The following is a 13,606-nucleotide window of genomic DNA, read 5'->3' as shown; positions in this document are numbered from 1 at the left end:
GACCCCATCAGCGAAGGCGGCGCCCTGCAGGTTCAGGAGAAATAGTCCTAACAATCCCTAAAGCTAATTATTCAAACCAGAGAGGCTGTGCGCGGTTGCCCTGGTGAAGGCCGTAAGTCCAACCTTGAGTCCAGTCAGTGCCATTTATATCGAGGGCACCCAAGTATGCGCGTTCAAACGCAGTTACAGTAGGCACGGTATCATTGATGCGCTGTTGATCAGCAGCTACCGTATAGATTGCAGGGGTTCCGTCTAGCAAAATAAAATTGGTATCAATACCGATGGTTGGGCTCACCGCACCAGAAATCGGAGCAAACTGATTACCATTATCTTCAGCCCAGGCCACTAAATCGAATGAAGCTTCGTCGGTTTTAGTGCGATCTTCACAAGCGAAAATGTTTGAGGTCAAGGCTAGCTCTGTTCCGGAGGTCGCTTCGTTACGGGTTTGAGCACTCTCCATACGTAAACAGTAGTTGCTACCATCATCAGCCGTTTCGTCAGCTTTAAATGAGGCAACGATTATTGAGTTAGTAATCATTGGGTAAATACCCTCACGCAAGCGCCACCCAGCACCCGGATCATGCGTACCTTCTTTTTGAGCAGAAACGATACAAGTCAAACCATCAATCATAGGGCGGCTGTTAAGCCCTTGATTAATCAGTGCGGTGTAATCAATCGTGTCTTTATAAGAACCGATTCCATCTGCCTCAATACAGTGGTTGCCATCATTTTCACTCTGAATCACCAGGGCATTGGTGATACTTCCGCGGTAACCCTCGTCAATATCGATTGAGTCATCTCGCACATAAAGAGCAACATAATTATTAATATCTACCGCACCGCCAAAGAACTCAATCCCATCATCAAAAGTGGAATAAGCCTGTAAATTGTTTACCACAGTCCCATTTCCAACCGCATCAAATGAGATACCATTGAGTTCATCACCACTAGCGACCAAAGCTCCAGTATGTTTTACGACGACATAGGAAAGCTCACCAGAGTTATCCGCATTGTTGTCGCCGCCGTAGTATGAAGTGTTATCGTCAGTAGACCCCTCGGCAGCAACATGACACTCTCCATCCAAGACCAAATCTCCGCCGCCAATAGAGCCTTTATATTTACATTTATTGGTAACACCAAAACCATTGATAACCATTCCACCCCACTGGGATACTGCATCAGCAGTCACAGTGCCGCGAACATCAGTTTCAGAAGTGAAGGTAATTGGTGCGGATTCAGTACCACGGGCAAAAACTTGCGAGCCACGATTCACGACCATAAAAGCCGAGTTATCCTTGAACGCAACGGTTGTCCCAGCCTGTATCTCCAGCTTTACGCTATCTCCACCCTTGGTGATACCAGCGGCCTGCAAGTCGGCATCACTAGAGAAATTTTTACCAACAAAAAGACTACCATCAAAAATATGGGCTCCACCTTCTGAAAGCGCCGGGAGGTACAAATCTTCAGTTAAAGGATTGGATGCAGAAACAAAATCGGTTCCATATCGGCAGTTACCACTCTCATAGGTACCTTGCACACCAGAGCTTTCAACAATTGCACAGGGGTTTTCTGAAGAACCGCCTCCAGAATTATCAACAGAGTTATCTACTGAATTATCTACGGTCTTAGGCTCAACACTGACACCACCACCATCACAACCCGCCAATAAAGCCGCAATTACGGCAGCCAGGACAACTCGATTTTGTATACGCTTCATACTCCCCCCTAAAGGAATTAATATCCAAAATATGAGCAGCCTATGAATATTGACCTCAGATTTTCACTTATAGATAAAAACTTGAAATCAAATAATTGACTGCCTGAACACTATGTTTGTTTTTACGCCTAAGCGAATAGAACGGAGGGGAGTGTAGAAACGGCGTGTTGCGAATTTGTTAACTTTTTATATGTTTTCAGTAATTTTTGCACTAGATACTTGAACTTTACATTTAATTGTATTTTTTATTTCCCTTGGATTTACATACGCTTTCAGAAAAATGAAAGAAATATAAAAACCATTAAATCTTGCCAATTGCACAAGACTACAAAGGCTTCAAAAAAATATGGAAAGTTATGAATCTAGGGAGAACTTACGTTAAAGGTGATTTCAAGAGGGGCTTATCTAAATAGTTAGATAAACCTGGGGGAATAGAAAACAACCCCAGGTTTAGAAAAGGACGTTTGCTAATAAGAACCCAAAAGAAATTCGCCACCCGCACTGCGTATAAACAGCTGCCCAGAACCATTTTCCCCCAGCCTTCTCTCTTCTGCCCAATCTACCAGCTGGTAGAAGACATCACGGGACACCCTGGCCATTAGGCCATTTCGGGCTTCTACGTAGGGGACTGGCTGAGCAGGTGTGCCGAATTCTTGAAGCTGCCAATTGCTACCTTGATTCAGCTCGATGACATCGCCCACACTCGTAGTGAATAATACCCGCTGCTCCTCACCCTCTGAGGCACTGCGCGCAACCTGAGTAGCTACAAAGGGGACATCCTCAACCTGTATTCGCAGCTTTTCGATAGGAGTGACCAGAAAGTACTCATCCCCTTCTCTCTTCAGAATGCTAGCAAACAACTTCACCAGTGGCTGGCGGCGGATTTCGGTTCCTTCATGAATCCAGCGACCATCACTCTTGATCACCATATCCATATCGCCACAGAAATCCGGGTCCCACCGGTCAACCGGTGGGTGCCCGTGGAACTCCTTTTGCAACTTTTGCAGTTGCTGAAAAAGTGGCTCAGCCAAAGGAGGACCCCGCCGTGTCGCCAGAATGGCCGCTCTCCATGGGTTTACGCTGTGAGGTATCACCAATGTGTACACCCACATCCATAATAAACTCCATCAATCCCTCACGATCCTCGATCACATCGGCAAAGGATTTGGAGTGATAGAGCTCTACTGCGCCCTGCACTAGGGCCCAGTAAGTGGAGTAATAGAAATAGGCAGGCACTTTTTTCAGCATCCCCTGCTCTATCCTGCGCTCAAATACTCGGTTTAAAGCCGAGGTGTTGGAGTTACGGATAGCGTGTAATTCGGAGATCATCTCAGGCGCCAAATTGAGAGAGATAATCTTTTCTTCCAAGCGCTGAAAGAGGCGATCCTTACCAGGATCAGCCATACGGGACTCAAAGTAGGCACGGGCGGGCGCGGTAATGTCGCCTTTCTCTGCATTCTCTACTGCGATCTTCAGGCGCTCTGCCAGGGACTTTTCATAGTCCATCAGCAGCCGCATATAGATTTCTGTTTTAGAGATAAAGTGCTTGTAGATGGTGCCTTTGCCTATATCTACACGCTCAGCAATCTGCTCAACCGTGACTTTCTCTTCACCATGCTCCAGCAGAAGCTCCAGAGCCGCATCCAGGATGCGCTGCTCACGCGCGCGAAACCTCTGAACCTTCTCTTTTGCCTTATCCATACTTCCGACCTTCTCTGCCCGTATTGTTGGGGACTGAAATTGACTATTCATTCATGAATGATAGGCAATTCGAGTCGCTTGGAAAAGAGAATCGGGAAATTAGCCTAGAAAATACGCCCAAAGAGAGAGCAGCCCGCCTAAATTTTGTCCTAATACGACATTTAAGGTCCAAGTTAGCCATCATTTTCGCCATGAATGACATCACATTGCTAACGCAAAGCACCCAACTAAGTGAACCATCAGCCACCAATGAAACTTGATGCAAAATTAATGACTAATAATGGCCTTTACGTCATCTACTGTTATTATCGCTCTTCTGGGCAGACCTCCAATGCCAGCCCAGGCAAACCCGACTATCACTTATAGGTAACAGGTAGAGTCGTCCATGTTGGAAAAGCTGAGCAAACTTCTCGACGTCGAAGAGCTGGATCGCCACCTCTTTCGCAGTCGCCATCACGTCGAAAATTATCGAAAAGTACTCTTTGGGGGCCAGGTGCTTGGCCAAGCCCTGATGGCCGCCGCCCGTACCGTCGAGGATCGCCTGCCACACTCCCTACATGCCTATTTCTTACGCCCTGGATCAAGCGAGCTACCGGTAATCTATGAGGTGGACCCAATACGTGACGGGGGCAGTTTTACCACCCGCCGCGTTGTGGCCAAACAGCGCGGCCGCGCGATCTTTAACATGTCGGCCTCTTTCCAGATCCAGGAGCCTGGTTTCGACCATCAGGCCGACATGCCTGCTGTGGACATACCTGACCCAGAAAGCTTAAAAAACACTCAGGAGCTTGCTCTGGAGGCTGGCCTCGTTAGCCCGCAGTATGACCAGCGCCGCTATATGATCGACTTCCGCCCAGTAGATCCACAAAGCTACTTTGGTGCCGAAACTCGAGAAGCCAAGTGTATGTTCTGGTTGCGTGCAGAGGGCGAAATGTCTGATGACCCTATCGAGCACCGAGCAGCACTCTGCTATGCCTCTGATATGGGACTACTGGGCACCTCTCTGCAGCCACATGATATTTCCCTATTCGATCCACACCTGATGCCAGCCAGCGTTGACCACGCCATGTGGTTTCATCGCAACTTCCGTCTCGATCAATGGCTTTTGTACGTCACTGATAGCCCGTCTGCCGGTGGTGCACGTGGATTTACCCGCGGCCAGATCTATACCCGCGATGGCGTGTTGGTAGCCTCTACCGCACAAGAAGGCCTCATTCGACAAATTAAAAGCTAAGTCGAAAGGTTATAACGAAAGCCAGACAAGAAAGCGCCACTCATTGTATCGGTAGAGATAGCCCAGCCGGGAATGAGCGGCGTAACCTTTTTACCTGAAAATCTAATAAATAGCTTCAGGATCTCCACGGGTGAATAATCCCTTCTAATCCACAAAGACAATCGCTACCAATTTGGCGATCTCGCCGAAATAAGCTGGCAGTTTTCTTCTTAGGATACGTAACAGGCCACTCTGCATTTTTAAGAAGTGTGAGAAGTATGGAGCCATTTCGCTTTAGGGGCTCGCGAAAATACCTTCATCTACATGTGGGCACCCTCTTAACCCCTGCCCCATAAGAGCAAAAAATGGAAAAAGTACAGACCATTCTCAAGCACAATAACCGGAGTTTATTAATAAAGCTTTTGAACCATGTGGAAAGTTGGTGCTAGAAATACTCAGGAGAAAAGAAGCAAGCTGACAGACACAAAAAAGCCCGCAGCATGCGGGCTTTTTAAATAATGGTCGGTGAGAGAGGATTCGAACCTCCGACCCCTTCGTCCCGAACGAAGTGCGCTACCAGGCTGCGCTACTCACCGAGGTCGCGAATACTACGCGCCCACTTTTTATCGGTCAAGTATTTTCGACGCAAATTTCATCTTCGTACATTTTGCATCCAACCACCTTACTTTATGGCTTTTGAAGGCTTTATGTCTCCGCTATACGAACATCTTTGACTTTATGTTATCGCCCACTCTGGAATAACCGGCTTGCCTATTCGGGAATCTTATTTTGGATATATTTCAATCAATAGTGTACTCCTGCTGATTTCGCTCCTTCATTAAGGCAAATACCGCATGCGGTGCACTTGGTGAGCAATGGACTCCTTCAATTGCAGGGCATCATCTGCTTCGTAGATACCACTTACCTCAACACTGGCGACCAGAAATACATGATACTTGCTTGAAACTAACATCATGTTAACGGCTTTATAAGTGAATTCTTTTAACCGCTATTTAAGTGCCTTCCAAGTTAATGGGTGGCCATCACATTATTCGTAGCCTGATACCAGGTGACCTCTACCTTGATCCTGGATATTACGCCTTTTTAACTGCACCAAGATTTTTCACAGCACACATAGAGTTTCATTCAGCACTACCTATTGCTATTAAACCCGGCGAAGCCAATAGATTGATAAAGATCCATGTGAAACATGTAGAATAAAAAAGCCCTCCGCCCTACCCCGCATTGATTCCATAGAGAAGAATTTTTAGCTTACACATAAAACAACTCAGAAAAGAAGAAATGCTTTATGAATATTATTTAGGCGAAATTTAAATAAGATTGTCTATTTGAAGTCACACCCTGAAATTTTTGAGCGGGGATGAATACATCGCCTCCTCCGAACATTACAATATGTAAGTTTAGAATCTACACGGCCTGCCATCTTATAGAAAATTGAGTGAATTATCGGCTAAAAATCGTTACATTTTTAAAAAGGTACAAACATTTTTCACGCCTTTATATTCAACCGATTTTAGCCACAAAAAATTCTTAAACTTTTCCAGCACACTGCGAAAGCTTCTCTATACTCTGCTCAGCCAGCTGGATACCCGACACTTAAAGCATTCCCCCTATTATTGGCACCTGATTTACTTCTAGCTGGTCAAATTGTTAATGGGGCTTTATCAAGTCTCAATACTCTCAACCCAGAAACCATGAAATACCTGGACGATAGATTTTTATATCGATAAAGGCCTACTCAAGGAGTACGTTCATGTACCAGCCATATGCATACGCTCAAGGGACTTTTGGACAGCCACTTAACTACGCTATTCCTCCAATCAACACAGTCGCAGGATTCACCAATATATTCCCTCATCATGCTGTACCACAACTGAGCCCCCAAGGTTTCCTGGGTGATTTGGTGAGTCGGGCGGCGCCATTAATTGGCGGTATTGTTGGTGGACCTCAAGGCCAGCTGATCAATTCCCTCGGCGGTCTTGGTCAATTGCTTCCCTTCCAAGCATTACCACAAATTCAGCCTCAACTTACCCAGCCATTCATTCCTCAGGGGTATATTGGAGAATTAATCAACCGGGCAGCGCAACAATTTGGGGGCTATTTGGGGGCACCCCAAAACCAATTTGTGAATGCTGTGAATAACCTCAGTCAGTTGCTGCCTTTCCAGGCTGCGCCACAATATACGCCCCAGGGTTTCCTGGGAGAACTGATAAACCGCGCTGCTCCGGTAATTGGCAACTACATTGGTGGCCCACAGGGCCAACTTCTCAACAATGTTGCGCGACTAGGTCAGCTACTGCCATTCCAGGCCATGCCTCAGTTCGTTCCACAATTAACGACACAGCCCTATTTAAATCAGTTTACCCCTGTTCCCCAGATTCAAGAGCAGCTGGGGACCCTCCCTGCTCAAATGATGAACCCAATGACGGGTATCGGCCATACATTGCCATTTCAGGTAATACCACAGACTCCATATCAAGGATTGCAAAATTTAAGTGGTATCGGCCAGGCATACCCATTCCAGGCCATGCAGCAGCCTAACTCACCCCTACAGCAGCAATCCTATTTACACTAATAAAACACTGATTCTTGGTGGCGGATTTTCCGCCACCAGTTTTATATAACTTGCCCCGGCATTCTTTAAGTTGATCGTTATCAGAGAAAAATAATGAAAAAATTTGAGCAGTATGTGGCTGTCCCTAACCGCAAGGTATTAGCTACCGTCATAGAATTGGAGGAGCTGGCACGCGAGGCAAAAAATTGCCCAGATGTGAAAGAAGTCGTCTTGCGCAAAAGCAATGTCACACTACGAGCTACACCAGATGCAGTTGAAAACTTAAGAAGGAAATTAGGCGGGAAAGTGATCATAGATCCAGACAGACCTATTCAGCCAATCGGCTAATATTGAATACCCTCTCGATTCATTACTTTCGGACGTTAAGTACACGCTAAAAGTCAGCACCGCACTGAAAGCGAAGGAACACAAACATGACTGAATCCCGACAAGAAAAGGCCGCAGGAGAACCTTCGGTCGAGGTTGCAGAGAAGGTCGAGTTACTTATTTCTCCCCGCCGGAGCCAAGTGGCCAAGTCTATGGGAGTCCAGCTATTAAACGCTGGCGCAATGCACAATATAATTTCAACTATTGCCAGGCAGCCCGGTTGTGAAGTGCTTCGTGAAATTAGGCCAGGTAGAAAGCTAAAAACACTTTCAATTGCAGATGAAGCAACAAATATCTACAAAGTGCGTATGGATGTTGATGCTGCCGCTACTCTCTACCAAACGGCCCCTCCCAATATTGCCGTTGAACTGGATTCATTACTTTCTTATGGGCAAGCTAATTTTGCACCAAGCTTTACTGCAATTTTTGCCCAGCAACCCGGTCTCTTGCGTGAATATCATGCTAAGGCCCAACAAGTCCGGCTCCGAGTGGTCGGCTCAAAGGGTGAACCGATTCGGGATGCTCAAGTAATTGTAGAAAGTGCGGGCTTCCCACAAGAGGGCGTAACCAACAACAAAGGGGAAGTGGCAATCAATATTTTCGCCCAGAGTGGCGGGGCCCAGATCAAATCCCTTCTTATCCGCCCCTCTAAAGATTTCTGGAATAAATATATTCGTTGTCCCTCACTTTCTCTGACAGGAGTAAACCTGGTCAAATTGCACTCACTAAGCGAGGCAATCCCCAGCTTTCCAAATAACGCTCCCTATGGCTGGGGGCAAAAGTACATGGGCTTAGATCAACTTCCCGATGAATATACCGGTAAAGGTATTAAGATCGCCATCATTGACTCGGGGGCCGATAACCAACATCCAATACTCTCGCATCTAAAAAATGGCATTGATGTCACCAATAATTACGACAGTAAAAGCTGGGCAGAAGACATTGTCGGACATGGAACCCATTGCGCAGGTATCATTGCCGGTCAACCCTCTGGGACTGATGCTATACGTGGCTTTGCACCAGAAGCCGAAATTTATGTATTTAAAGTCTTCCCTGGCGGCCAATTTAGTAGCCTGATTGATGCAATCGCTCACTGCATTGAAATAGGTATTGATGTGATCAATATGAGCCTGGGGAGCACAGATTCATCAGAAGCCGTTGAGCAGCAAATTGAAGATGCCGTGCAACATGGTATCGCCTGCGTTGTTGCCGCTGGCAATTCTGGCGGCCCTGTTCAGTATCCTGCAAGATCCCCCAATGTTATGGCTGTAGGGGCAATAGGAATGCTCAATGAATTTCCAAGAGACTCCTGGGATGCTCAAACCGTTATTCCATCAACCGTTACTGCAGATGGTGTTTTCTTACCCACCTTTAGTTGCCATGGACCAGAGGTATCAGTAGCGGCTCCGGGAGTGGGTATTGTGTCATCGGTGCCAGATAAAGGATTTGATGTACAGTCAGGCACGTCCATGGCAGCACCTCATATCACTGGTCTGGCTGCCCTGCTACTTGCCCACCACCCATTATTTAAAACCACTTTCAGACAGCGTGATATTTCGCGTACAACCGGCCTCTTCCAACTGATCCGAACACTAACATCACCAATGAATCTTGGGGCAGATAGAGTAGGAGCCGGTGTTCCCAGGCTATTTGGTATTGATTCTCTATTCGAGTCAGCCAAAGAAATGGCAAAAACCGAAGGTGTTGGTGTATCTGCCGCCCAGCCCACAAGCCCACACGCTTCTCCTTATACCGGATATAGCGTGCCGCCAATGCAAGGGTATGCGGGGGCTGGAGCAAACTGGTCCGGCCATCAGTTTGTCCCGGCCTATTACGGGGCAGAGGTTAGCGGAATGCCCCCCCAACAACCAGTGATGGGTACTTTCCCAGACGGCTTCGCCTTTGCCTATGGAATGCCCTTTATGGATCCACGCTCCATTCGTTATTGGTAGAGACATCCACAGAGGCCACGGGAACCTGTGGCCTCTGTATCTACGTCATTCCTCAATGCTTGCACATGGGCCATTTTCCCTATACACAGCTTGAATAAAAATCAACCACCCTTTCCCCTATCAACATTTTTCGGCGGCGCTTTTCTACATAACACAACCTCTAGTGACATATTGGGTTGTGCTTAGATATACCATTTACATTGATAACGCCTTTATAAGTGTATTCTTTAATCTGACTTGATAGTCAAAGCTGCTTCTACATGCACTAACTAGACGCACCGGAACGAATGATTAAACCCAGGTGCCGTGACTCATTTGCTTGATGGCGACATGTCGGCACCTGTAGGCTTGCTCATTGTCCAAATTGGAACTTGTTGGATTTTCTGCCAGATAATGATGCGTAAACAACTTCTCTCTTTGTCTTTGATTGTTCTTATCCTTTCACCGGTTTCTAGGGCATATGAGCTCTTATACACGGCAAAAATCGACCCTGAGAGTAAGAGGGCCTTGGTTGAGGTAGCTCTGAGCGGTGAAGACGTACCCAGTAAGCTAACCCTGAACCTGGCTTCAGGCCGTTATAAGGACCTGAAGAGCGCGCAGCCTTTGGAAGAAAAGGAAGGAAAGGCTATATGGCACACCGCCGGCAACGAGGCAAAACTCCGTTATAGTTTTGTTATCAATAACCAAAGGAAAAACGGTGGTTATGATTCACGCATTACCAAAGACTGGGCAATTCTACGCAGCGATAAATTAATTCCACCAATTTCTGCTACTAGCCGAGGACGGGCCACGGATACCCGCCTGAAGTTAGAGATGCCTGAAGGTTGGTCTTCCGCTCTGCCCTACCCTCAAATCGAAGAAAATCTCTATCAAATATCCGACAAAAAGCGACGTTTTGTCAGACCAAAGGGATGGATGATTGTTGGTAAGATCGGCAGCCGCCAGGATTTGATTGCCAACACAGATACCAGAATTTCCGGCCCTAAGGGGCAAAATATCCGTCGACAGGACATTCTTGCATTTCTCAATTGGAACCTGCCAGAACTTAAAAAAATCTTCCCTCTATTTCCAGGCCATTTATTGATCGTTACCGCTGATGACCCTATGTGGCGAGGGGGATTATCCGGGACGCGCTCATTATTTATGCATGCCGATCGGCCTTTGATCAGTGGAAACCGCACCAGTAGCATGATCCACGAGCTAGTACATGTCGGAACAGGTATCCATGGAGATGACCAGAGTGACTGGATTGTGGAGGGCCTTGCAGAATTTTACTCCCTTGAAATTTTAAGAAGAACTGGTGGCATCAGTGATGACCGCTACCAAGAGGCAATGGATAAACTGATTAATTGGGGAAAAAAGGCCCCCACTCTATTGGTGAAACGCTCCTCAGGGCCGGTTACAGCGCGGGCAGCGGGAGTTATGCTGGAGCTCGATAAAGAGATTCGTGAAGCGAGCGACGGTAAGGCCAGTATCGATGAGGTTGCGAAAGCACTCGCGAGTACCCGTGGCGAAGTGACTTTGGAACGCTTTCGAAAGCTGTCAGAACAAGCAGCTGGTAGACCCGTAAAAGCACTGGCCTTAGAAAACCTCACCGAGAAAAATTCTAAGGACATCAAACAACAGATAAAAAAAAGCCCTGACGACGGGGGGGGAGAGCGTCAGGGCCAAGACCATTAGGAGTGAAACTTGGAGGATTTCATCCTTGCTACACTACGGGCAAATACCATCCTGGTGTGCCCTACCGGCATTGCATAACACGTTTGGGGGGAGACATGTTAGCCAGATAAAGACAGTATCGAACACCCTCAATGGATTGCCAGCAACCCTTCCAATAAATTAAGAACAAATGGAAATAGCTTCATTGGCAACCGTACTAAAAGTTATTAAGTCTATTGCCATAAGGTCATCCGTGAACTTTCCAGACTTTTTTCCTCAAGTTTTACAATTTGTTGAAAACAACGCTTGACTAATCTCTGATAGTCCATAGAATAGCGCCCACTTACGCAGCCAAGGGCACGTAAGTATAAGAAAACGCTAGGATTTTTCAGATTTATCAGATAGAATTCGCAGCGTTCTCATCCACACAAGATGTGGAACAAAGGCTAGGTGGCAGAGTGGTCATGCAGCGGACTGCAACTCCGTGTACGCCGGTTCGATTCCGACCCTAGCCTCCATTTTTCCTTTTCATTGCAGAATCCTGTGAACTGCATTGAACGTGAGGATCCAGGGAAGAGCAAAAGTGCTAAACTCCCGCCTCGCAAAGGAGCTGCCCGGGTGGTGGAATTGGTAGACACAGGAGACTTAAAATCTATAACAAGTCGTTCTAAATCAATGACATAGATTTTTGGTACAAGGATTCGGTACAGAATCACCCGGCAGATAAGGAAAGCTACTCAGCCCGAGTGGTGAAATTGGTATACACAAGGGATTTAAAATCCCTCGGCTGTCATGGCCATGCCGGTTCAAGTCCGGCCTCGGGCACCACTTCCCTCCCCTCTAAATTTCCATTTAAAACTTCACCATCACTAATTTTTGCATCTACTTCGTCAAACATTTCTGGTGAAAAATGTACGTAATTCATAGTCGTTTGAATCGTGCTGTGTCCCATCCAATTCATCACTGTGACAAGGTTTACTCCACGTTTAATCAAGCGCGTGCAGCATGTGTGACGAAGCGTGTAGGTGACACTCTCATCAGAAATTCCCATCATTTTTTTGATGGTGCTGAAAGCATCTGCCCTTGAGCGCTCATGCCTCAAGCCCGTTATAAAAGAATCATTTACGGTCGCACCGCTTTCTAAGCGCTCTTTAATGTACGACTCCCACACTGGTTTGAGTTGGCTGACAACAGGCAGCTGCGTCTCTACTTTTTTTCCTCTTTTCTTTTTCCTCAAAAATGTCACTCGCCACGATTTAGTATCAATACTGTTAATTTTTAAACTATTCATCTCAGCAGGCCGCATTCCAGTGTGTAGCAGCCCCAAGAAAAGTGCTTGCCAATCCAGTGAGACATGTTTCATTACTTTTTCAAAGCGAGAAACGGTTTCATCATCCCAGGCGAAACGTGTTTTGGAGGCATCCTCATTCACTGTGCCCTGCATCGTCACAGGGAAAACAACCTCAGTCTCGGAGAAGAAGCGAAGTAGCACACCAACTTTAAAAAGTCCGTTGAGGTAGGCTAGCTTGTGATTAATGGTGTTCTGAGAGTTGCCTTGTTTTTCACATCCCTCAATGAAGTCCAAGTAATCCTCAGCTGTTAGCTCAAAAGGTGACTTGTCCCACCAGCCCATCATTTCCAGTGAACGCTCTGTAGTGTTGCGGCTCACATTGGTGGAGTTATGTTTCCAAACTTTAGGATGCTGCTCAGCGCGCTTGAAAAGGTCACGCATAGTAAGCTTTTCACGCTGTTTTTCAGACTCCTTCACCTTCCCGATGTCTTTACCAGAATCAATATCGTTAACCCGCCTCAGGTAGACTTCGCGGCACTGCTGCTCACTATCACACGTCGCCTTGATGCGCTCTCCTTTGTAGGTTTTGTTGAGCTTGTAAACCACCTGCCCACTCTTCAGCTTCTCGCGTTTGATTCCTTTCCCTAACTCAATCATTTAGTAGCTCCTCATAACGTACTTAATAGCCCTATTAAATGCGACCTGAAAGTGAAGGAAGGCGCTAATCGCCTACCCTACAAGTCTCTTAACTTGCTTATAAATTTGCTTACCCTTTTCGGTGAGAATGAAATAGCCATAGGCACCTTCAATAGCTGTTCTATCATCCACCCAACGTATGAGGTCATAACCATAGCGGATGTTGCCATCGGCATCAGTGCCCTCAACCTTCTGTAAGCGCTTTGTAACTTTGCTTATAGAACCCTTCGGCATTTCATCACCGAAAAAATCCATAATTGTTTGTTGAGTCAGTCCTTCATTACCTGCTTCAGCTGTCATCAAAAAAATGATGACATGCCTTGCGGTCACTCTTGGGTTCGTTTCAGAAACGACTACCTCAATTGCCCTAGAAAGGTTGTGGAGACTCATTTGTTGGTTTTCCTTAAGTGATTTG

Annotated in this window: 11 protein-coding genes and 3 tRNA genes; 7 read left to right on the top strand and 7 right to left on the bottom strand. The window is 46.6% G+C overall.

The window, feature by feature from the left end:
• Positions 1-67: 67 nt before the first annotated feature.
• The 3 genes from ACJJIJ_RS07290 to ACJJIJ_RS07280 all read right to left on the bottom strand — a co-directional run bounded on the left by ACJJIJ_RS07290 (position 68) and on the right by ACJJIJ_RS07280 (position 3,418).
• On the bottom strand, positions 68-1,717 hold the full coding sequence (locus ACJJIJ_RS07290; protein ID WP_444939103.1) for a beta-helix domain-containing protein: 1,650 nt from the start codon (positions 1,715-1,717) through the stop codon (positions 68-70).
• Between the two features lie 467 nt (positions 1,718-2,184).
• Complete coding sequence (locus ACJJIJ_RS07285) at positions 2,185-2,748, bottom strand: DUF1285 domain-containing protein (protein ID WP_444939102.1); 564 nt, start codon at positions 2,746-2,748, stop codon at positions 2,185-2,187.
• Positions 2,741-3,418: a TetR/AcrR family transcriptional regulator gene (locus ACJJIJ_RS07280; protein ID WP_252085834.1), complete on the bottom strand. Its 678-nt coding sequence runs from the start codon at positions 3,416-3,418 to the stop codon at positions 2,741-2,743. Before ACJJIJ_RS07280 ends, ACJJIJ_RS07285 begins: the two co-directional genes overlap by 8 nt.
• Before the next feature lie 385 nt (positions 3,419-3,803).
• Here ACJJIJ_RS07280 and ACJJIJ_RS07275 point away from each other — a divergent pair, with 385 nt between their 5' ends.
• On the top strand, positions 3,804-4,652 hold the full coding sequence (locus ACJJIJ_RS07275) for an acyl-CoA thioesterase (RefSeq protein ID WP_252085833.1): 849 nt from the start codon (positions 3,804-3,806) through the stop codon (positions 4,650-4,652).
• A gap of 498 nt (positions 4,653-5,150) precedes the next feature.
• On the opposite strand, the gene ACJJIJ_RS07270 is transcribed toward ACJJIJ_RS07275, so the two are convergent.
• Both ACJJIJ_RS07270 and ACJJIJ_RS07265 read right to left on the bottom strand, forming a co-directional pair.
• Positions 5,151-5,227: transfer RNA gene (locus tag ACJJIJ_RS07270), tRNA-Pro, on the bottom strand.
• A 242-nt stretch (positions 5,228-5,469) separates the two neighbouring features.
• Positions 5,470-5,607 (bottom strand): hypothetical protein, encoded by a 138-nt coding sequence (locus tag ACJJIJ_RS07265; RefSeq protein ID WP_444939101.1) that lies wholly within the window; start codon positions 5,605-5,607, stop codon positions 5,470-5,472.
• 798 nt (positions 5,608-6,405) lie between these two features.
• Between ACJJIJ_RS07265 and ACJJIJ_RS07260 the strand changes: the two genes are divergently transcribed.
• The 6 genes from ACJJIJ_RS07260 (at position 6,406) to ACJJIJ_RS07235 (ending at position 12,032) form a co-directional block, all read left to right on the top strand.
• Positions 6,406-7,227, top strand: coding sequence for a hypothetical protein (locus ACJJIJ_RS07260; protein WP_252085832.1), 822 nt, complete (start codon positions 6,406-6,408; stop codon positions 7,225-7,227).
• Between the two features lie 93 nt (positions 7,228-7,320).
• Entirely contained in the window at positions 7,321-7,554 is a 234-nt protein-coding gene (locus tag ACJJIJ_RS07255; protein ID WP_444939100.1) for a hypothetical protein, read from the top strand.
• An 86-nt stretch (positions 7,555-7,640) separates the two neighbouring features.
• Positions 7,641-9,545, top strand: coding sequence for a S8 family serine peptidase (locus ACJJIJ_RS07250; protein WP_444939099.1), 1,905 nt, complete (start codon positions 7,641-7,643; stop codon positions 9,543-9,545).
• Between the two features lie 507 nt (positions 9,546-10,052).
• Positions 10,053-11,225, top strand: a complete 1,173-nt coding sequence (locus ACJJIJ_RS07245) for a hypothetical protein (protein WP_444939098.1) — start codon at positions 10,053-10,055, stop codon at positions 11,223-11,225.
• Positions 11,226-11,648: 423 nt separating this feature from the next.
• Positions 11,649-11,722, top strand: a tRNA-Cys gene (locus ACJJIJ_RS07240).
• Between the two features lie 222 nt (positions 11,723-11,944).
• A tRNA-Leu gene (locus tag ACJJIJ_RS07235) sits at positions 11,945-12,032 on the top strand.
• Here ACJJIJ_RS07235 and ACJJIJ_RS07230 read toward each other — a convergent pair.
• On the bottom strand, positions 11,995-13,152 hold the full coding sequence (locus ACJJIJ_RS07230) for a tyrosine-type recombinase/integrase (protein WP_444939097.1): 1,158 nt from the start codon (positions 13,150-13,152) through the stop codon (positions 11,995-11,997). The genes ACJJIJ_RS07235 and ACJJIJ_RS07230 overlap by 38 nt on opposite strands.
• Before the next feature lie 72 nt (positions 13,153-13,224).
• Positions 13,225-13,581 carry a hypothetical protein gene (locus tag ACJJIJ_RS07225; protein ID WP_444939096.1) on the bottom strand — a complete coding sequence of 119 codons (357 nt, stop codon included), beginning with the start codon at positions 13,579-13,581 and terminating at the stop codon, positions 13,225-13,227.
• Between the last annotated feature and the right edge of the window lie 25 nt (positions 13,582-13,606).

It is taken from the genome of Microbulbifer mixtoriginis (SeqCode), assembly GCF_052467945.1.
The sequence above is the reverse complement of the archived record's forward strand: the minus strand, read 5'-3'. Positions and strand labels throughout refer to the sequence as shown.

Bases quoted from the DNA above. Each gene is read 5' to 3' on its own strand.
- ACJJIJ_RS07260 (WP_252085832.1), top strand. From the start codon at position 6,406: ATGTACCAGCCATATGCATACGCTCAAGGGACTTTTGGACAGCCACTT.
- ACJJIJ_RS07275 (WP_252085833.1), top strand. From the start codon at position 3,804: ATGTTGGAAAAGCTGAGCAAACTTCTCGACGTCGAAGAGCTGGATCGC.
- ACJJIJ_RS07280 (WP_252085834.1), bottom strand. From the start codon at position 3,418: ATGGATAAGGCAAAAGAGAAGGTTCAGAGGTTTCGCGCGCGTGAGCAG.
- ACJJIJ_RS07255 (WP_444939100.1), top strand. From the start codon at position 7,321: ATGAAAAAATTTGAGCAGTATGTGGCTGTCCCTAACCGCAAGGTATTA.
- ACJJIJ_RS07225 (WP_444939096.1), bottom strand. From the start codon at position 13,581: ATGAGTCTCCACAACCTTTCTAGGGCAATTGAGGTAGTCGTTTCTGAA.
- ACJJIJ_RS07230 (WP_444939097.1), bottom strand. From the start codon at position 13,152: ATGATTGAGTTAGGGAAAGGAATCAAACGCGAGAAGCTGAAGAGTGGG.
- ACJJIJ_RS07250 (WP_444939099.1), top strand. From the start codon at position 7,641: ATGACTGAATCCCGACAAGAAAAGGCCGCAGGAGAACCTTCGGTCGAG.
- ACJJIJ_RS07265 (WP_444939101.1), bottom strand. From the start codon at position 5,607: ATGATGTTAGTTTCAAGCAAGTATCATGTATTTCTGGTCGCCAGTGTT.
- ACJJIJ_RS07290 (WP_444939103.1), bottom strand. From the start codon at position 1,717: ATGAAGCGTATACAAAATCGAGTTGTCCTGGCTGCCGTAATTGCGGCT.